This window comes from Desulfovibrio sp. 1188_IL3213, from assembly GCF_036763145.1.
Classification (GTDB): Bacteria; Desulfobacterota; Desulfovibrionia; order Desulfovibrionales; family Desulfovibrionaceae; genus Desulfovibrio.
In genome coordinates, this window is record NZ_JBAIYR010000002.1 from 1 (window position 1) to 17,676 (window position 17,676).

The 17,676-nt window shown below is 46.8% G+C and carries 16 protein-coding genes and 4 pseudogenes; 11 read left to right on the forward strand and 9 right to left on the reverse strand.

The features are described 5' to 3' along the window. The 3 genes from V6C16_RS00235 to V6C16_RS00245 all read left to right on the forward strand — a co-directional run. A partial coding sequence (locus V6C16_RS00235; protein ID WP_333542711.1) for an integrase core domain-containing protein occupies positions 1-144 on the forward strand: 144 nt, incomplete at its 5' end. A gap of 337 nt (positions 145-481) precedes the next feature. Then, on the forward strand, positions 482-721 hold the full coding sequence (locus tag V6C16_RS00240; protein ID WP_333534987.1) for a CopG family ribbon-helix-helix protein: 240 nt from the start codon (positions 482-484) through the stop codon (positions 719-721). Continuing rightward, entirely contained in the window at positions 711-998 is a 288-nt protein-coding gene (locus tag V6C16_RS00245; RefSeq protein WP_333534986.1) for a type II toxin-antitoxin system RelE/ParE family toxin, read from the forward strand. The genes V6C16_RS00240 and V6C16_RS00245 overlap by 11 nt, the downstream gene beginning before the upstream one ends. Positions 999-1,125: 127 nt before the next feature. Here V6C16_RS00245 and V6C16_RS00250 read toward each other — a convergent pair whose 3' ends face one another. From V6C16_RS00250 to V6C16_RS00260, 3 genes are all read right to left on the reverse strand, one after another. After that, positions 1,126-1,365, reverse strand: a complete 240-nt coding sequence (locus tag V6C16_RS00250; protein WP_333534985.1) for a hypothetical protein — start codon at positions 1,363-1,365, stop codon at positions 1,126-1,128. A gap of 328 nt (positions 1,366-1,693) precedes the next feature. Then, positions 1,694-1,933 carry a Txe/YoeB family addiction module toxin gene (locus V6C16_RS00255; protein WP_333534984.1) on the reverse strand — a complete coding sequence of 80 codons (240 nt, stop codon included), beginning with the start codon at positions 1,931-1,933 and terminating at the stop codon, positions 1,694-1,696. 2 nt (positions 1,934-1,935) lie between these two features. Further along, the gene (locus V6C16_RS00260) at positions 1,936-2,067 is read right to left on the reverse strand and encodes a type II toxin-antitoxin system Phd/YefM family antitoxin (protein ID WP_333534983.1); all 132 of its coding nucleotides are present in this window, start codon (positions 2,065-2,067) and stop codon (positions 1,936-1,938) included. Between the two features lie 18 nt (positions 2,068-2,085). Between V6C16_RS00260 and V6C16_RS00265 the strand changes: the two are divergent. The 3 genes and pseudogenes from V6C16_RS00265 to V6C16_RS00270 form a co-directional block, all read left to right on the forward strand. Then, positions 2,086-2,463, forward strand: a pseudogene (locus tag V6C16_RS00265) (integrase core domain-containing protein); the annotation flags it as partial. 190 nt (positions 2,464-2,653) lie between these two features. Then, positions 2,654-2,941, forward strand: coding sequence for a tyrosine-type recombinase/integrase (locus V6C16_RS14885; protein ID WP_442886159.1), 288 nt, complete (start codon positions 2,654-2,656; stop codon positions 2,939-2,941). A gap of 301 nt (positions 2,942-3,242) precedes the next feature. Further along, a complete protein-coding gene (locus tag V6C16_RS00270; protein WP_333534982.1) occupies positions 3,243-4,373 on the forward strand; it encodes a hypothetical protein in 1,131 nt (376 codons plus the stop codon). A gap of 18 nt (positions 4,374-4,391) precedes the next feature. On the opposite strand, the pseudogene V6C16_RS00275 reads toward V6C16_RS00270, so the two are convergent. After that, positions 4,392-4,918 (reverse strand): annotated as a pseudogene (locus V6C16_RS00275) (DDE-type integrase/transposase/recombinase); the annotation flags it as partial. Positions 4,919-5,135: 217 nt separating this feature from the next. On the opposite strand from V6C16_RS00275, the gene V6C16_RS00280 reads away from it, so the two are divergent. The 5 genes from V6C16_RS00280 to V6C16_RS00300 all read left to right on the forward strand — a co-directional run bounded on the left by V6C16_RS00280 (position 5,136) and on the right by V6C16_RS00300 (position 10,941). Then, a complete protein-coding gene (locus V6C16_RS00280; RefSeq protein WP_333534981.1) occupies positions 5,136-5,321 on the forward strand; it encodes a hypothetical protein in 186 nt (61 codons plus the stop codon). 27 nt (positions 5,322-5,348) lie between these two features. Beyond that, positions 5,349-5,774 (forward strand): hypothetical protein, encoded by a 426-nt coding sequence (locus tag V6C16_RS00285; protein WP_333534980.1) that lies wholly within the window; start codon positions 5,349-5,351, stop codon positions 5,772-5,774. A gap of 64 nt (positions 5,775-5,838) precedes the next feature. Continuing rightward, complete coding sequence (locus tag V6C16_RS00290; protein ID WP_333534979.1) at positions 5,839-7,497, forward strand: DUF3987 domain-containing protein; 1,659 nt, start codon at positions 5,839-5,841, stop codon at positions 7,495-7,497. 308 nt (positions 7,498-7,805) lie between these two features. After that, positions 7,806-8,036: a hypothetical protein gene (locus V6C16_RS00295; protein WP_209818451.1), complete on the forward strand. Its 231-nt coding sequence runs from the start codon at positions 7,806-7,808 to the stop codon at positions 8,034-8,036. A gap of 163 nt (positions 8,037-8,199) precedes the next feature. Next, a complete protein-coding gene (locus tag V6C16_RS00300) occupies positions 8,200-10,941 on the forward strand; it encodes a DUF927 domain-containing protein (protein ID WP_333534978.1) in 2,742 nt (913 codons plus the stop codon). Between the two features lie 126 nt (positions 10,942-11,067). Here the strand turns inward: V6C16_RS00300 and V6C16_RS14890 are convergent. The 5 genes and pseudogenes from V6C16_RS14890 to brxL form a co-directional block, all read right to left on the reverse strand. Next, positions 11,068-11,202 (reverse strand): annotated as a pseudogene (locus V6C16_RS14890) (IS30 family transposase); the annotation flags it as partial. A 48-nt stretch (positions 11,203-11,250) separates the two neighbouring features. After that, positions 11,251-13,071 carry a methyl-accepting chemotaxis protein gene (locus V6C16_RS00305; protein WP_333534977.1) on the reverse strand — a complete coding sequence of 607 codons (1,821 nt, stop codon included), beginning with the start codon at positions 13,069-13,071 and terminating at the stop codon, positions 11,251-11,253. Positions 13,072-13,471: 400 nt separating this feature from the next. Continuing rightward, on the reverse strand, positions 13,472-14,707 hold the full coding sequence (locus tag V6C16_RS00310) for a sensor domain-containing diguanylate cyclase (RefSeq protein ID WP_333534976.1): 1,236 nt from the start codon (positions 14,705-14,707) through the stop codon (positions 13,472-13,474). Between the two features lie 322 nt (positions 14,708-15,029). Then, a pseudogene (locus V6C16_RS00315) lies at positions 15,030-15,245 on the reverse strand (IS1595 family transposase); the annotation flags it as partial. Positions 15,246-15,616: 371 nt separating this feature from the next. Continuing rightward, positions 15,617-17,668, reverse strand: a complete 2,052-nt coding sequence (gene brxL / locus V6C16_RS00320; RefSeq protein WP_333534974.1) for a protease Lon-related BREX system protein BrxL — start codon at positions 17,666-17,668, stop codon at positions 15,617-15,619. Between the last annotated feature and the right edge of the window lie 8 nt (positions 17,669-17,676).

A 17,676-nucleotide genomic window follows, 5' to 3' on the forward strand; every position in this document is an offset into this window, starting at 1 on the left:
GATTGGCTGAATCAGTATATCTTTGAATCCCTGGAAGAAATACAGGGATTTGCTACGGCCTGGCTGTGGACATATAACAATGAGCGACCAAACATGGGCATTGGCGGCATCACTCCAGCTATGAAACATAAGCTGGCGGCATAGGCTCTACTTTGGAGAGCTACTAAAAAGGGGATGATTACCCATCCACTGGGACCAAAGACATAGAGCGGTTCCCGCAAACTGAGAAACCAGACCACCATATCACGGCTGGATTCGTGGAATATATAGCCAAGATCAGTAGCTGGAGTATAGGCCGATGGAGTAGCGTAACCCCTGACCAAGGTGCCCGAGGGCTTGCCGCTAAAAACCAGTCCTGCGTCAAGATCGGCGGACTGGAGGCAATCGAGTTCGGAAGTTGGTGTTGTGTGCATCTTTCCTCCAATGTGTCTGCTTGACACGTTTAATTTGAATGTACACAATAAAGACACAGGAGGTCCCCATGTCCACAGTTACAGCTAGATTGGATACGGATACGCAGGCGCGACTTGAAAAGCTTGCCGCAGCTACTTCACGCTCTCGCTCTTGGCTGGTAGCGGAAGCGGTGAGGCAGTATGTTGCCGAACAGTCCTGGCAGGTCGAGGCCATTCAGGAAGGTGTTCGTCAGGCGGATGCGGGAAAATTTGCTTCTGACCAAGAGGTGAAGGAAGCCTTTACCCGTTGGGGTGTCCATGCAGACTAGGTCTGTGCGTTGGCTCGCCCTTGCTTTGGAGGATTTGCACGCTATAGCGGGATATCTGTCTGAAAAGGATTTGGATGCCGCAAAGGAAGTAGCCCAATGCATATGGAATGCTGGGCAAAGTCTTGCCGTGCTTTCTTCGCGGGGAAGGGCTGGCAGGGTCGCAGGTACTCGTGAGCTTGTACTGACTGATTTTTCGTATTTTATTGCATACCGGGTTGTTAAATCCGAAGTGCAGATCCTTCGTGTCCTGCACACTGCACGACGTTACCCAGCCTGAACAGTCAACCGCAATCACCACAGAAGGCGCACACTGCAAGTTGTCTCAAAAACGCCGTCAATTTCTCTGTATCTGCTTGGTCAGACACAAGGCCATATCAACATTTCACTGCAATTCTCCTTTGGATTCATTTAATTGGCAAAACAGACAAGCGCTCGAAAGGCTCGCCAGTGAGCTCACAGCGAGTCAACAGGGCGTCCACATCAATGTCTGCCAAGCCTTCAAAGTGAAATACTTCCGTCAACTCTTCTTGCAAGGCTTCCTTGTCCAGGGTGGTCCGGCCTGCTGTCACAGACATGCGGAAACGGTAGTTCCCGGTGTTCACCCAGTCACGAGTAAGATAGGCTGGAACAAGGCTTTCGCGCACTGGGGGTATCACGAAAGGCCGTGTTCGTTTTTCTGCCTTGCTACCCCCAAATATACCCCCACAGCAGGGGTATGTCAAAAGAGGTTGCAAGATTATTCGAGAGTATTGCAGAAGATAAAAGTTAAGCCCCGTAAGGCTTTTAGAGCTTTACGGGGCTTTATGAGAGTAATCACTGGTGCCGAGGGCGGGATTTGGCACGTACAAAACAAAGCATGCAGTAAGCGTCTGCTATTTTTGAAGAATAATTTTTCTCACTCGCACTTTGTGTATAACTTTGTGGCACACCCTAGTCAAGTTTTTAGGACCAGAACCGTGCCCCAAAATGCGCTTAGTAGTGATACCGGCACTGCACGATTATCAGCGTGTTCCTTTCTGAATCTACCTTGTAAACCAGCCGATGCTCATGGTCGATACGCCGTGACCAGCATCCTGTTAAGTCAAAGCGTAACGCTTCTGGCTTCCCCAGCCCGTCCGATGGTGAGCGCATCGCATCGCGGATAAGCTCGTTACTGCGCTTCAGCTTTTTCCTGTCCACCTGCGGCCAGTAACAGTAGGCATCCCAAGCCATGCTCAATCCACCAAGTCATGCTGCTCCACAGAAGAACAACTCGCTAAAGAATCACGTAATCTCTGGGCATTAGCTGGTGATCTCAATAGGTGTGCGGTTTCCATGAGTCCAGAATAGTCCTCTAATGAAATCATTACGACGGATTGTGATTTTTGGCGCTACATGTGGCCCGCACAATTCGTGCAGAGCAAGTAATGCACGTTCTGGCAGAGTTGTTTCTGACGCATGGCAGACCAGATAACATTCGCTCGGACTACGGTCCAGAATTCGTAGCGTCAGCTTTAAAAGAATGGTTGGCAAATCTGTCTGTGCAGACGCAGTACATTGAACCGGGCAGCCCCTGGGAAAATGGTTACTGCGAAAGTTTTAACGGCAAGCTTCGGGACAAGCTGCTAGACGGCGAGGTGTTTACGACGTTACAGGAAGCCGAAGTAGTTATCGAAAACTGGCGCCAGCACTACAACCACCGTAGGCCGCATCGCTCCCTTAACGGTAGACCTCCTGCACCATTGACAGTTTTTACCCCTCCCCAAAGAGGAGAAATGGGACCAATCTCGCCTCCGCCAGAATTTTCAGCCATACAGGCGGCAGAAGCAGAACCACAAAAAATCTACCACTAACATTTAACCTGGCACAAAAAAACGGGGCTGGTCAGAGGATTGTTTTCAATGTTAACGAGACGGAATTATTCAGCGGAGTTCATGGCGAAAGTAGCACTAGATGCTCTGTCCGGTGAGTACCTTTGGCAGAGCTGGTAAGTATGACGCGCATCTGACGGCAGATCAGCTTAAGAGATACCTTGAAACGTTAGACAAAGAGGAGGACCAAAACGCAGCAGCTTTCCTGAGGTTCGCATTGTCCACTGGTATGCAGAAATGTGCCTTACTTAACCTTCATTGGAGCGACATTGACTTTGAAATGGGCTTCATCACTTTACGCGGAGACGCATCTAAGAAAGGTAAAAAAGAGCGTATACCGAGGACAGGTGGCACAAAAAATCCGCACTGAAATTGAACGTACTGATATTCCCTATATTTTCCAGGAAAAATGGTAACAAACGATCTGATTTTGCCGGATTGCAGCTCGGGTCAAAAAAATGCAGACTTACCCGAAGATTTTCCCGCTTGCATGGATTACGCCACGCATATGCTTCATTTCTGGCTTCAAGTAGACAGGTAGATTTGTACACATTACAAAGATGCTAACTCATGGAAGCCCTCAAATGACTCAACGCAACGCACACCTTGCGGATGAAGCGTTTAAAGAGCTGCGCTGGTTGCTGAGAACATTATTTTAAGGAAGAAATCCTGTGGACAAAAAACAAGCAAGGCTTAATACAAGAGCGCTAAACAACGTAAGACTCCAATTCTGGCATTATGAATATTTAAAAAGACACCTTTTATCAAAAAACAAAATTTTGTGTCGTGATATTTTTAATGCATCAGAATTTATTTTTGAGCGACTTGTTGATAAAATTGAATGTGATGATAAAAAAGATATACTTTCTCATGTAATTTATGTGTGCATTTTGAATGCGAATTTTCCGAATTGCAGTAATAATAAGAGTAAATATAATGAAATAATGGATAATATTGGAGATAGTGAGCGAGGGAAATATTGTATACGCACTTTATACCAAGCATCTTACAAATATGGATACAACGCACACAAGTTGATATGTCCTATCCCAATGGATTATATCCTTAACGGATTGAATAGAAATGAAAACTCTGTGTATATTAACTCCGACGTTCTATTAATAAAGCAAGACTGCAGCAAATTTAAAGTTGGCATATCGCCACATCAGTCTGAAATTGTCGATGGTTGCGGAAATCTGACATTATCGCTGAATTTACTTGATGAAGGCTTTGATTTTTCAAAAATTCAAGATGAAATTGCTCTTCACATCTCTGCAAGAAGGCATGTTCTCAAATGCATTGGAGCTAAAATCAGCCTTTCTCTAGAAGAAGTCGAGCGTTTAGTTAGAGGCTATCTCCCTGAGGGCACAGAATATATTCCGAAGTCGTCAGATATTAGCAGGGCTGTTGGATTATGGAGCTGGGATTATAACCATCTAGGAGAACATGCATTTTACTGGGCAGGCATGGGCAAGTCTCCCGACAGCCCAAGCTTTTACAATTCACACGAATGCGCTTCGGGGAAAATAAAAGGTGCTTCTCTTTTAATAAAACTATTAGAACTGAAATTATTAAAAAACTTTCATAATGAAAATAGAGATGGACAAAAAATCCTAGCACCGTGTGATGATATTTACAATAACTGTTTGAATTTTATTGATAAAGATAAAAAGCATTCTCTAACTTCTAAGAATGGAAAATGTGAACACTTTGATAGTTGTACACGAAAAGTTAATTTTGTATACCAAAATGCACAGAAATGTATAGATAAAGCAAGGGTGATCCCTATTTCTGCAAAATAGCACTTGGAGTTGTCCCTGCTAAACCGGACACTCCAAGTTTTGCAATGAACGGATAAACTCACGAGGTGAGAGCATCCGCAGGGCCTTATGTGGGGCATTTTCATTATAGTCTTCAAACCAACCGAGAAGCTGCGCCATCTGTTTCGGCATCCGATCTGTCGTTGCAGAAGACGTAATCCCGTTTGAATGTTTTGACGAGAGCTTCAGCCATGCCGTTGCTTTGGGGGCTGCGAACTGGAGTAAACTTGCTAACGATGCCCAGCGCGGCGGCAAAAGTTATTCTTTCTCTTGCCGTGTAGCAGGATCCGTTGTCGGAGAGCCATTCAAATGGCCGCAATGTTTTGACATCTCCAAGCCGTTTTTCAACGCGTGCCAGCATGACGCTTTCCGCCATGTCAGCACTGTACCCGCCAGTAGTGGCGGAATAGGCAATCACTTCCCGGTCGCAAGTATCCAGTGACCCGCTCACCGTTGTCGCAGGCAATTTCAAACCCGTCAGAGCACCAATGCTGATTTCTTTGTAGCGTGGAAGCCTTACCCGTGTGGCCTTTTTCAGGTCTCCACCGTTGAGCTTGTTTTAGTACTAGTTCCAGCCATAGTTCCAGCACCTCCTCCCTAGTTAGAGCGGCGGTATAAATGGGGGCAACTCCAGCACTGAATAAGAAATTTCGATTTAATTCTAATTTCTTTCTCTTTTTGCCACACAGATGCTTGTATGGCCTTGAGGAAACTCAGGGCCCATTTTTTATTTGGAGGAAATCAATGAGCAACGAAATTTACCATTCCCATTGGCTCACCGAGACGCAAGTGGCCAAAGAAACAAATTTAAGCCTAAGCAAACTTCGCCAAGACCGTCATAAATGCCGTGGAATTACCTACAGCAAAATTGGTCGTTCAGTGCGATATGCTTGGGAAGATGTGAAGAGCTACATGTTGGAAAAAGGATAAAACCACTTCAATAAGAGAGGCAAAATCATGGCAAAAAGAAAGTCAAAAAATGAGTTCGCACAAGAGCACAAGCAGTTTTTGGAACTGGTGAAAAAAAACCAACCAACTCTGGAGGTGATGATCAAGCTAAACTTGAATCGTACGCAATTGAAAGCGCACCTCCTGGAAGCATACAACTCAGGGGAAGTACAGGCAGGTGATTGGCAACCTTGCTACGAAATCCTCAAGCTTGGGTCTTTCCCAGATTCTGTTCAAGAACAGCTTAAGAATGCTTTTTCGCAAGCATCAGAAGATGATTTTGTAAAAGCAGAAATTGTTGAAAATAAGGTTGTCATATCAAAGTACAACCTCATGGGGCCAGATCAGTTGCCAATGACACCTAGGCCAATTGAGATTGCTTCACAAGGCAATCATGTAATGGAAATGCAAAATCAACGTGTGGATGCGCAATAGATTACACACCAATAAATATTAATTTCCTGCTGCGGGGCTGCCGCAGCAGGAGGAGGGTTTCATAATGTACTCAAATCAGATCGTCCCGTACAATAATCCGTCACTAGTGGGCACTCCATATATTGATCAAGTCTCTCAGTACACCGCTTATATGAATGCTGTTTGCGGTTTTCATGACGGCTACAAAAGATTTCAAACAGTAGTCAAGGACAATTATGATCAAACTCAATTAAACCTCCAATACAATGCTCTGGCGCAGCGTCCTATGATGCAAATGCAGCAGAATCCTGTACATTTACAGGATATTGCCTGGGAAGCAATACCATCAAGCTTGAAAAATGTTGCACAACACTTTTCAATAGTGTCTGGATGGAGCGAAAAATGCGTATTAGTTGCAATGCTTGGCTATATAAATTCTGCAATGCGTGGAAGGTATTGTGTCTTAATACGCCCAGAATGGTTCGAGGCAGTAATTCTGTATCAGCTGATGATTGCTAGTCCTGGACAAAATAAAAGCCTCGTGCATAGATTCATGAATGCACCGCTTGAAAAATTTCAAGAAAAACTCATGTCGAAGTATCTGGCCAAGAAAGCCTCGTCACAACAGCATAGCGAAATCATAAAGCAAGCGAATCGCATCGCAAAATCGGCGCTACTTAGAAGTGCCCTGAAAGACGCCCAAAAGGATGAAACTGGGATCGACCTTGAATTATTTTTTAAGGGGGCACGTGAGGCCTCAGAAAAATTAGCTGTGATTTCAAATCAGACGAATACTCACTCAGACTCTCCGACGTTTTTAGCCGATGGATTCACTGAAAAAAAGCTGATGCGTTTAATGGCAGGGGCTGGTGGGGGACAAGCAATTATTCAGCCAGAGGGAACGACCCTGATTAAGCAGATGAAAGACTCGAAGTTTGACCCCAAAATTTTTCTGAAAAGCTACGGGATGGAAGATTTTTACGATGGAACTGTTCCTGGTGGCATTGTAAGCGTTCCAAACGCTTTTTTAAACATTCTCGTGTTCTTACAGCCTGGCGTGGCAGCAGAGTTGTATAAAAATCCCAAGCTAATGTCTTCGGGGTTGCCTGCACGGTTTTTACCTTATTTTGTCTCACCCACCGGGGCACCATGTGCAACTCCGGAAACTCTTAATACAGAGGCAGCTGCAGTATATTTTCGCAAACTGACATCAATGCTGGAGAGAAATTATACTCAAGAGTCCAACCGAGAGATTTTTAGAATTCAGCTAACTCCCCCAGCGCGACAAGAGATTGAGAGTTTTCAGAATGAGCTACGATCTAACAATTATCTCAATTCGTGCCATGATAGTCTGAAGTTTTTTGCTGATAAATTAGCCGGAACTGCCGCCAGAATCGCCGGCATAATACATGCTTGGCGAGTTGATGAACCAGAAAAATGCGATATATCACAGCGAACTATGCAAGCTGGAATTCAGATAGCCAGGGCAATGCTGCCACAGGCAGAGTATGCACTTTCTCCAGTAGGATTTCAGGCCGTCGATGATGCAAAAAAAATCCTTGAATGGGTTAGGAGGCATCGACATCATGCATTTACGTCGAGGGATATTGCCCAAAATTCTGGGGTCCGCACTGTTGACAAAATTTTCCCTGCTTTGGATCTCTTGGAGCAGCACAATATTTTAACTCAACTTTCTGTGCCCAATAAACCGCGGATGTGTTTGATGCATCCATTATTTAAGTAGTTTTATAAAACGGGCCAAAAGTTCAACTGAATTTATAAAAAGTCGTCTACAGCAGGTCTGTAGACGACTTTTTTATGCTTAGACTACATTATTCATATTTTTTCATTGCTTGGACAATATTTCTGCCCTGAAAAATATACAGGCCTTTTTAGTTAAGAAGCTCACCTAATTCATTCCCCCATATCGTTGCGGCAAGTACTCATGCGTTTGACTGTTCGGAATGATAATTATCGTTAGAGATTATTTATGACCATAGTATGTGTAAGTCCGTTTGTACAAAACCATGATCTTAACACTTGAGGTGCCCGATGATTACAACAGACATATTTTTTACCAATTTAAAATCAGCACTGCCGCCAGTCTTTACCCGTGAGGAAGCAGCCAAACATCTGGGAGGACTGCTTTCCGCAAAAACATTGAACAATATTGACTATAAGGGCGAAGGCCCAGAAGTACGTGTCCGTGTGGGTAAAAAGATTGGCTATGAGCGTGAGACATTTGTTCAGTGGCTACGACAATATGGTCTTCATAGGAGCTGATTGAAAATACAGTGAATGAGTAGTCCTTGTAATAACAACCAGCATAGGCCGCAGCTACGCCTGCGGCCTATGGTTTTTATGAGCGCTACTATTATATGCCTAAACAAACATAATCGATCCTTTTTAATCGATAATCTACTGTTTGTAAGGCGGAGGTTTTATCATGGATAATCCTAAATGTATTTACGCGGGCAACCCAGACAAAGGCAGGCCATGGATTTTTATTTCTGACACAGCAGAGGCCAAGGCAAAGGCTATTGAGGAAGGCTATTCGGCCTTCAGCACCATGAGCTTTGATTATGAGCCTGAAAAAGGTAAGCCGGAGCCAACTCGCTACGGCTCTCTTTGGATGGATATCGATTGCAAAGAGAACCCAAAGCGGTCTATCTCGATTGTACAAGACATCGTATTTTATCTGGAAACTCGGTACAAAGTTAATCCTCGATCTCTGCGATATTTTCTTAGCGGGGGAAAAGGCATGCACCTTGAAATCCCAGCTGCAATTTATGGAGGGGAGGATGGACACCCATATCTACCACAGATTCAAAAAGTTATGCTTACACGGACGTTTAAAATACCTCTCGCGAGTATCGATGGGGGATGCCTTGATACACAACTGTATAGTGGAGGGAAAGGCAAACTACTGCGTGCGCCCAACATCCTTCGGCCAGATGGGAAGTATAAAGTTGAAATTTCGTATGAAGAATTAATGAACTTACCTAAAGATGAGCTGATCTTACTTACTTGTCAGCCACGAAATACCTCGATAGATACTGCCGCGCCCAACATAACAGACATGAGTTACTGGTATGATGCGGCAATGGCTATCGAAACTCTTCTGCGCCAAGGCAAGCAATCAAAGGAAGCCATTAATGCCATTTTGGAATGTTCCTTTATTGAGCATTGTTGGGAAAATCAGGACACACTCTCTGAGCCAGAATGGTTCAGAATGGTAGGCGTTTTTATATCCTTGGGGAATGTGGCCCGCCCTATTATTCATGAATTCAGTCTGGGTTACCCTGGATATTCTTATCAGGAAACGGAAAATAAAATTGCTCAAGCAAAATGTGCAGATCGAAAAATTACCTGTGAGTACATTCAGGAAGTGTATCAGTGTAATAGGAAATGCAATGTTCGCTCTCCTGGGGATATGTTTTTCAAAAAAAAAGCCAACCGCGAAATTGTTGCAACATCATTTCAGCTTAGAGATACCGGCGTGTTCTATACGCCAAATGATGGCCAAGAAAATGATGGTATATATATTTGTAGTCCGCTCAAGATACTGGGAAAGATGAGAAATTCTAGCGGTGTTGGGTGGGCAAGACTTGTCGAATTTACGGCTCCTGACGGGCAAAGAAAGCAGTTGCCGATTAACATGAGAGACTGCACGGGACGTGGTGAATTAGTCCGCTCCATCTTATCGGACCATGGGCTCGAAATTGCCATGTACCCCAAGGCGAATAGTCTTCTTATGGAGTACATCCAATACGGTGCCCCAGAGGATACCATATATCTACAGCTAGACAAGGTCGGCTGGCATGAGGCCACATACGTTTTGCCAGACGAGCAGTTCGGAGCATCTTTATCCGAAAAAATCTATCTCGCTGAAACCACAGATACTCTGCACAACATTAGTGGGGATCTACAATTATGGCAGGAGCGCATAGGTAAGCTATGCGCGGGCAATTCTTTGTTAGTGTTAGCAACCAGTTATGCCTTGACGGGACCGCTCCTTCGTCCATGTGACATGGAAGGTGGGGGGCTGCATATCTATGGGGCATCGTCGACCGGTAAAACAACGCTAGCCCTTGTTGCAGGTAGCGTGTGCGGTGGGGGTGGAAATCGTGGGTATTTGCGCCAGTGGCGTAGTACTCACAATGCTCTTGAACACACGGCGGCCATGCATAATGACAACCTGTTAGTTCTTGATGAGGTCGGTCAGGCAACGGCAGAAGTCGTAAGTCAAGTGGCTTATATGCTTCCCAATGGCCAAGGAAGATCTCGTATGCGTGCTGATGCCTCACTACGTGATCCCTTGACCTGGAGATTAAATTTTCTTTCCACGGGCGAGCTTACAATCAATGACAAAATTGAAGAGTCAGGCAAGCAGCGCGCCATGGCAGGACAGGCAGTGAGAATTATTGATTTGCCAATCGACGGAGGCACAGGTGAGAACATGTTTGCTAATCTGCATGAGAATGCTGATCCGGCATCATTAAGTGTCGCCCTTGCAGATGCGTGTAGTAATAGTTACGGAACGGCTTTAAGAGCATTTATAGCCAAGTATTGTGAAGGAAGTGAGCAGAACCAAGAGAGCTTGCTTAAAAAAATAGATGAATTCGTTTCGTTAAACGTATCCTCTGATGCTTCTGGGCAAGTTAGGCGGGTCGCCCGTAAGTTTGGACTCATTGCTAGTGCAGGTGAAGCAGCAATTGAGTGGGGCATCCTTCCCTTTAGTAAAGGAGAAGCCTATGCATCCGCCCAGCGATGGTTCAAGATTTGGTTGGAGCAACGTGGTGGTTCTGGCGACTTGGAAATGGCCAAGGTGCTTAAACGCATTCAGGATCATTTTGCTCTCAATCAGTCTCAGTATGTACGATGGGATCGGCATGCAAGTCTCGTGGATAACAATTTAAGTCAACCTAACATGTGGGGCTACCGCATAAAAGATGGTGGGGAAGAGCTATTTATTATGCTGACTCCTAGAGTTGATGAAATAGCAAGGGGCGTGAACCGCAAATCTCTGTCAGGAGTATTAAAAGCCAAAGGCTGGGTGGTTTGTGATGCATCAGGGAAGGTGAGGGAGACACATAGCATTGGAGGAAAGAATAAGCGTGGAATTGCTTTTATTCCTGCGCGTTGGGATGAGGTGTCAAAAAGTGACAGCTCAAGTCTTAGCTTATAAATTCTGTGCGTCGTGTGCGTCAAAGACTACAGCGGCGTCTCTATAATGCCTGAAAACTCGGCCATAGAGACGCCGCACAGCTCGCACAGCACGCACACCTGTTTTTTTGACTTCGCGGTTTCAAGTTCAAAGTGCAACACCCATTCCTTGGGTGTTGGCGTCCTCCAAAAAAATCTCATAGGGTGTCTTAAACCCAAGGCATTTTCTTGGCCGCCAGTTCAAGCGGCACATTGCCGCTATGATCTCATCTTGCGAGACCGAGCCCCTTATTTGAACTGGTGGTTGGGGCAGGTTGTTGAAAAGCTCTTGTTACTTGTTTTGGCCCTTGCCTGCGGCTTCAAGTTTATCGATGAGGCCCTCGAGATCATGTACAAGCTCGGCGAGGCGCGTAACAGCAGTGCCCGCCTGAGCCATGCCGTTAACGGTCTCGGTGGCGATGCGGCTCACATCGTCAACCGCGCGGTTGATTTCTTCGCTGGTGGCAGACTGCTGCTCGGCGGCGGTGGCAATAGAGCGAACCTGATCTGAATTGTCTTCAGTAAGAACCACGATCTGCTTGAGAGCCTCACCGGACTGGTGCGCAAGCGATGTTGCCTGCTCAACGGCCTGAGCTGCCTTTTCCATGCCCTGCAGACTGGCTTGCGTACCCTGCTGAATGGACTGGATGGCCGAGCCTACTTCGTTAGTGGCCTGCATGGTTTTTTCTGCCAGTTTGCGCACTTCGTCGGCAACAACGGCAAAGCCCCGTCCGGCATCGCCAGCGCGGGCCGCTTCAATGGCGGCATTGAGCGCAAGCAGGTTGGTCTGGTCTGCTATGTCTGAAATAACGTTCATGATGCGGCTGATTCCCTCGGCCTGGCTGCCAAGGTTTGAGATGGCACCCTGCAGTTCGCTGGTTTGGGCGTGTACAGCGCGAATGGCATTAACGGCTTCAATAACCACCTGCTCACCCCGGGCGGCCATAGTGCGGGCCTGATCAACGCTGGCAGCCGAACTGGTGGAGCTGCGCGCAACTTCAAGAACAGTTGCGTTCATTTCTTCCATGGCCGTGGCAGTTTCAGAAGACCGGGTTTGCTGCTGCCGCGCGCCAGAGGTGGCCTGTTCAACCTGCGTGGCAAGGGCCTCTGCCGATTGCGAAACCTGTTGCGCAATCGTTATGGCTTGACGGGCCACCGTCTGCATATGGGTCAAAAGGGTTGAAACGCGTTCTCTCTGCTGGTTGGCTACTACAAGAGCATTTTCAGCGCGCACTGCCTGTTCTGCTGCTTCCTTGCCACGGGCGTCTGCCTCGTCCATCTTGATCTTGAGGTTGCCCACCATGGTTTCAATGGCATCCTTCACATCGGCAAGCTCTGCGTGGAATTCTCCGTCAGGACGGGCGTTGAGATTGCCCTGCGCAACAGTGCCAGCAAATTTTCTGATACGATCAAGCGGATTGATTATGCCGCTGCGCAGCAGCATCCATGCAATAGCAGCCAGCAGGGCAAGTGTGCCAGCCGTCCACGCTGTGACGCTGATTTTGGCCATAGACGTTTGCTTGTTGGCCTTTTCCAGCGAGCTGATAACTTCAAATGCACCGTGAATTTCGCCTTCTTTCCAGCCTTCCTTGGTGCCGCCAATGGCGTCCTTTTCCCCGGCGGGGTTGCCGTGGCAGAAAAGGCATTCCTTGGTGAGCCGGATGGGACGGAAAAAGCGGATTTTGTCTGGTTCGCGAATAACTACTTCCGACAGCCCCTTATCCTCAAGCTGCTTCAACACCTTGAGTTCAAGTTCTGTGGGAGTGTTTACAGGGTTGCGCGGCTGCACCTTTGGGACCCTGAATTCGTAGCCAGCTTCCTTTGAATTCTGGGCAGCCATGCGCATGGCCGTGACCACAGGAACAGCATCAAGAACCTTGTCGGCTGGCAGCTGGTCAAAAGGCTTCATTATACCCAGCTCAAGCTTGCGCGCCATCTCATTGCGAGTGGCCTCAGCCATAAGCACGATGGTACGGCTTTTTTCCAGAATGGCGTCTTCAGCGCCACGGTGGATGTCGTCCAGCCTTTCCCAGGCCATGATAACAGCAATAACCAGCGGACCGATCAGGGCTACGCCAAGGACTTTCCACTTGATGCTGCACTCTTTGAACATATTTTGTTCTCCATGCCGGAATGGATGCGTTGTTATTATTCTCTTATCGGCAATCTGACACTACGCTTTATTGCGTGAGTGAATTTATCTGAATAATTATTGTAATTGCAGGCCAACCATACATAGGCGCCTGAAACAGGGATAACGCTTTGCGACCATCATTGCCAGAGCCGCGGGGTGAGGGATTTTTCTCCGTTTTTTTTTATGCGCAAAAAAACACATTTGAAGTATCAAAAAAATAACTACGATTGCAGATAACAAAAAAGTCACTGTGCGACGTGTGCGCCGTGCGACGGCGCAGAGAGGCCGAGATTCTCGGTCCTTCAAACCGTATTACTCGCACAGTACTCGCACAATCCGCACAACTGTTGCGTCTTTCTTCAGTTTTTCGATACTTGCATCATTCGGACACCTGATCGCGGCCGTTCTTCTTGGCCCGGTACAAAGCTGCGTCCACTCTCTTTTTGAACTGTTCACCGCTCTCGCCGCACTGAAATTCTGCAATCCCGATACTCACCGTCAGCCGCCTTCCATCAGGCAGCACACAGGAGTCCTTAACCGTTTTGCGGATGCGTTCTGCCAGAGTTCGCACATCATGGAGGCACGCCAACGGCAATAAACCGATAAATTCATCACCGCCGAAACGCGTGACAGGGTCAGACTCACGGCATGTGCGGCGCAAAACCTTGGCGAAATCACGCAGGATGGCGTCGCCCGCGTCATGGCCGAAGCGATCATTGATGTTCTTAAAGTTGTCGATATCCACCATGAACAGGCTGATCGTCACATTGTGACGGTTAGCAATGAGCACCTCTTCCTGAAGACGCATTTCGAACAAACGGCGGTTCGGCAGTGTCGTCAGTTCATCCGTCAGGCTCAGCTGGCGAAGTTCCCTGCGGACCTCTTCCAATTCCTTCACGCGGCGCGCCAGTTCCTGTTCCAGGCGTTTCTGTGACGATATGTCGACAATGACGCCCACGAGACCTTTTTGCTTAAACCCGGGCGTGACAAAGCCTTTTGCCCAGTACAGGGAGGAACATTGGCCCCGGCCTGTTTTATAGGAGGTTTCGTAATGTACCTCGCCACCGCTCCGGATGGCTTCCGCATCTTCTTTTTGATATTGCCACCGCTCTTCCGGACTCAAGTAGTCGAGCTCCAGCACAGTACGATTCAGCAGCTCTTCCCGCCGGACGGAAAAAAATGATTCGTATGCCTTATTAAAAAAACAGAACCGGGTATCGCTGTTTTTGGCGAACACCGGGTTAGGCAGCTCATTGATGATAGTTTCAAGAAGATCCAGCTTCCATAACAAAACGTCAAGGCTGGTCTGCGGAATGGGCTCTTCCGCACTCTTATCCGTTCCATGTGGGTCGCTTGTCGACATGATGTGGCCTTTTGAGACAGAACTTATTGTAATGCGTTCCGACAGACCGTCTGGAAACGAAAGCACGTTGTTCAGCCAATGGTCCCAGCCGTCCATGGAGATGCGGATTCCATTGTCCAGCAGGCGTGTGTAAAGGCAAAGCTGGTAAACTGGCAGCATTGGTCTGCAGTAAAAATATTCGATGTCCCATGTTTTGCCAAGGGCTCCTCCTGATCCGCAACGCAAAAAAAGTCTCAAGGTGTTAATAGACACCAGGGCAACACCTTGCGGCTCTAACCGTCTAGTATGCCAGCAGATTAAAAAGTTATGCACTGTGATACGCTGCAGATTTTGACTTATAAAGCCCCGGATTTCTCGGGGGTGAGAGAGTTCGATAAAGGCATTTCACCCCCTATCAAGACTATCCCCTTCAGTTGTCATCGCTGAGATCTCTAGCGTTTTGATCTAGATTTGTTTGGTAATATGCTTAAATCATTAAGTTAAATAGCTAAATGCCCTGTCGTGCGCTGTTGCCCTGACTGTGGTTTATAGTTCGCTTCTTGCATTAAGTAGCAATATATATTTAGGGTCATGCCTAGCTGAGAGGCATTTCCCTGAGCATTTTGAGGACGAGTTTGTAAAGGTCCTCGTTTCTGTGGTTAAACCGGAATTCGCATTCTTTCAAATGAAAGTAAAAAGTGTGTTTTGCCAATCCTCTAAAGCGCACAATGCGCGTCTTGGCGAAAGCAAAAAAGCTTTCAATGCCATTAATATGCGAGTGTTTATTGGCAAATTCATTGTTGCCATGTTGCCGATGAAGTGCGCAAACTTGCTGAAAAGACCATGACGGCTACCCAGGAAGTGGGTAAGGCCATCACAGGTATTCAGGAAGGTACGCGTAAGAATATCCACAATGTGGAACAGGCCGGAGTATAGATTGAAGAAGCTGCAAAGCTTTCTGTTCAGTCCGGCGAATCGCTCAAGCAGATTCTTGAATTTGTTCACATGGTAAATGATCAGGTGCAATCAATTGGACAAAATCCTGAGCGACCTGCTCAAGGCGCTTCTCTGCGGTAATGATGCGGTAATCCCGTTTCAGCTCCTTTTCGAGCCACTGCTCTGGTCAGGGGAAAAAGTCACACATACCCCCGGCTTTGCCGGGGGAGGGGGGGCTCATCGTGACTAATCTAACAGTATTGCCTTCTGCATCAGCATTTGGTTGCTCTGGTAGAACGGTACGTCCGTGTTTCCAAGGACAGTGGGTGGCACATTTGACAACTCATTCAGATTGTCCATCGGGACAATAACGCTCTTTGCCCCGTTTTCGGAGAGCATGGTGACCTTGTCCGCAAAATTGATCGCCCGTTCGATGGCACCACCGACTGATATATTTCCGAGGACAGCAAGACCAGCCTTAAGGTTCTTTTTATAGAGAGCCGATACGATGGCGATGTAAACGGCTGAACCTATTCCAGATGAAATCGCAGCCCCCAGAAGGTTGGTAACCTGTATTGTGATATCAAAATTCTTAAGCGAGTGTTTATCACTCAGGATCGTTTTTTCATTGGCCTTGATGTACTGATAGGTATTTTTAATATTTTCCTTCACCGCCGTGTTGTTGACCCCAGTTATATTCAACTTTCCAGATCCTGCAACAGCGACGCTTTCAATTCTTACAAGAGCAACGTTTTCACCATCACTTGTGCTGGTGTAACAGATCCCCGGCGACAGCGGAGTACTCTCGATAAGATGTGATCCTTTTTCTTCGGGGAGACCGACAAAATTCTCTTCCTGAGTTTCCTTATCGATGTAAGAAAAGTTGGTATCCCAGAATTCCATACCACCGATACGCTTGAGCTGCTCTTTTACACGGCGACGCATTTCCAGCGCGATTTCGACATACTCTTTGATGTCTTCCTTGGTGTATTCACCATCCGGATGCATAAGCTTAATCAGCCCGGAAACCGTCTTTTTAACCGGCTTGGTATCACGCTGTTTCAGGTGAGCTCCAAGGGAGTAATGTTTTTCAATCGCATCGGTATAGGTGACCCGTCTCAACGACTTAAGAGCCTCGGAAAAGTAGTCGGTGCTGAATCCAAAGCTGGAGGTGAAGTGTTTAGGGGAAAACTTGATCATTTCCCAGCCGGGCAGGTAAAAATGGATACGATCGAGGAAGGCGGTGTCGCTGTTAACCTCCTCGGATAGCGGACTGAACAGGTGCGAGGTTTGCAGAACCGTCTCAACCGGCTGATTGATATTTCCATTCAGGATGATGGAAGCGACACCCGTGATCTCACCACCGGCACCGGCCCGGGAGAAAGATCCTGATTCCATGTAGTCCTTCATGAGAGGAACGGCATCTCTATCTTTGAATATCTTGTCAGTGGCTTCATCAAAGCAGATGGCATCCCATTGCCCCACTGCACCGACTTTGCCGGTTGAGCCATGGACAAATAATTTGGCAACTGTTCCCTGACCACCTGAAATCAAAACGGCGTAGGGCGTAAGTTCTTTAAAGACAAAGGATTTACCTGTTGATCGTGGCCCCAGCTCAATGAAGTTGAAGTTTGACTCAACCATTGGGAGCAATCGGGACAGCAGGAGCATTTTGATACGATTAGAGACGCCTTCCGCACTTGGCTCATAGCCGCAGCTTCGTAACAGGATGTCGAGCCATTCGCTTTTGGTGAATTCCTTGCGCTTATTAATGATCTTGCTGTTGTCAAAGCTGGATAGCTGGATCGGCTTAATCTCGGTAATTACAAACGGGAAAATATTCTGACCTATTTTTATGTTAGGATCATACTCCACATCAATAATCGCCCAGATGCCGCCCATCAGCATTTTTTCATGCTGCTTTACCAAGACATCGCTGATGTTTCCGTTTTTAATGTTACTGTTCTGAAGTTTTGCCCAGTAAATATCCTTTTTAGAATCCAACTCGACGGAAATCTTGTCGATGATCTTATACCGGCCTTTTTCACGAATCTTTGAATGAATCAGAGAACTCTCTTCGGGATTCACATAGTGCTCACTGAGAACCTTTTTAACGTTCTCCATGCCGGTGCGTATTTTTTCTTCATCATCCGTGGAGCACGAGTTGGCAATCAGGTATTCAAGAACAAATACCGGCACATTTGCCCCAACCTTCACGGAGCGGACAAGATCCTTCTTGACCACGTACCCTCGGAAGTGCTCCAGAAGTTTTATGTCCAAGTCATTCAATACTGCCATAATCAGTT

What these genes read in the sequence shown, in the direction of transcription:
- V6C16_RS00240 (WP_333534987.1), top strand. Translation starts at nt 482, where the DNA reads ATGTCCACAGTTACAGCTAGATTGGATACGGATACGCAGGCGCGACTT.
- V6C16_RS00245 (WP_333534986.1), top strand. Translation starts at nt 711, where the DNA reads ATGCAGACTAGGTCTGTGCGTTGGCTCGCCCTTGCTTTGGAGGATTTG.
- V6C16_RS00255 (WP_333534984.1), bottom strand. Translation starts at nt 1,933, where the DNA reads ATGGCTTGGGATGCCTACTGTTACTGGCCGCAGGTGGACAGGAAAAAG.
- V6C16_RS00260 (WP_333534983.1), bottom strand. Translation starts at nt 2,067, where the DNA reads ATGATTTCATTAGAGGACTATTCTGGACTCATGGAAACCGCACACCTA.
- V6C16_RS14885 (WP_442886159.1), top strand. Translation starts at nt 2,654, where the DNA reads ATGCTCTGTCCGGTGAGTACCTTTGGCAGAGCTGGTAAGTATGACGCG.
- V6C16_RS00280 (WP_333534981.1), top strand. Translation starts at nt 5,136, where the DNA reads ATGAGCAACGAAATTTACCATTCCCATTGGCTCACCGAGACGCAAGTG.
- V6C16_RS00285 (WP_333534980.1), top strand. Translation starts at nt 5,349, where the DNA reads ATGGCAAAAAGAAAGTCAAAAAATGAGTTCGCACAAGAGCACAAGCAG.
- V6C16_RS00290 (WP_333534979.1), top strand. Translation starts at nt 5,839, where the DNA reads ATGTACTCAAATCAGATCGTCCCGTACAATAATCCGTCACTAGTGGGC.
- V6C16_RS00295 (WP_209818451.1), top strand. Translation starts at nt 7,806, where the DNA reads ATGATTACAACAGACATATTTTTTACCAATTTAAAATCAGCACTGCCG.
- V6C16_RS00300 (WP_333534978.1), top strand. Translation starts at nt 8,200, where the DNA reads ATGGATAATCCTAAATGTATTTACGCGGGCAACCCAGACAAAGGCAGG.
- V6C16_RS00305 (WP_333534977.1), bottom strand. Translation starts at nt 13,071, where the DNA reads ATGTTCAAAGAGTGCAGCATCAAGTGGAAAGTCCTTGGCGTAGCCCTG.
- brxL (WP_333534974.1), bottom strand. Translation starts at nt 17,668, where the DNA reads ATGGCAGTATTGAATGACTTGGACATAAAACTTCTGGAGCACTTCCGA.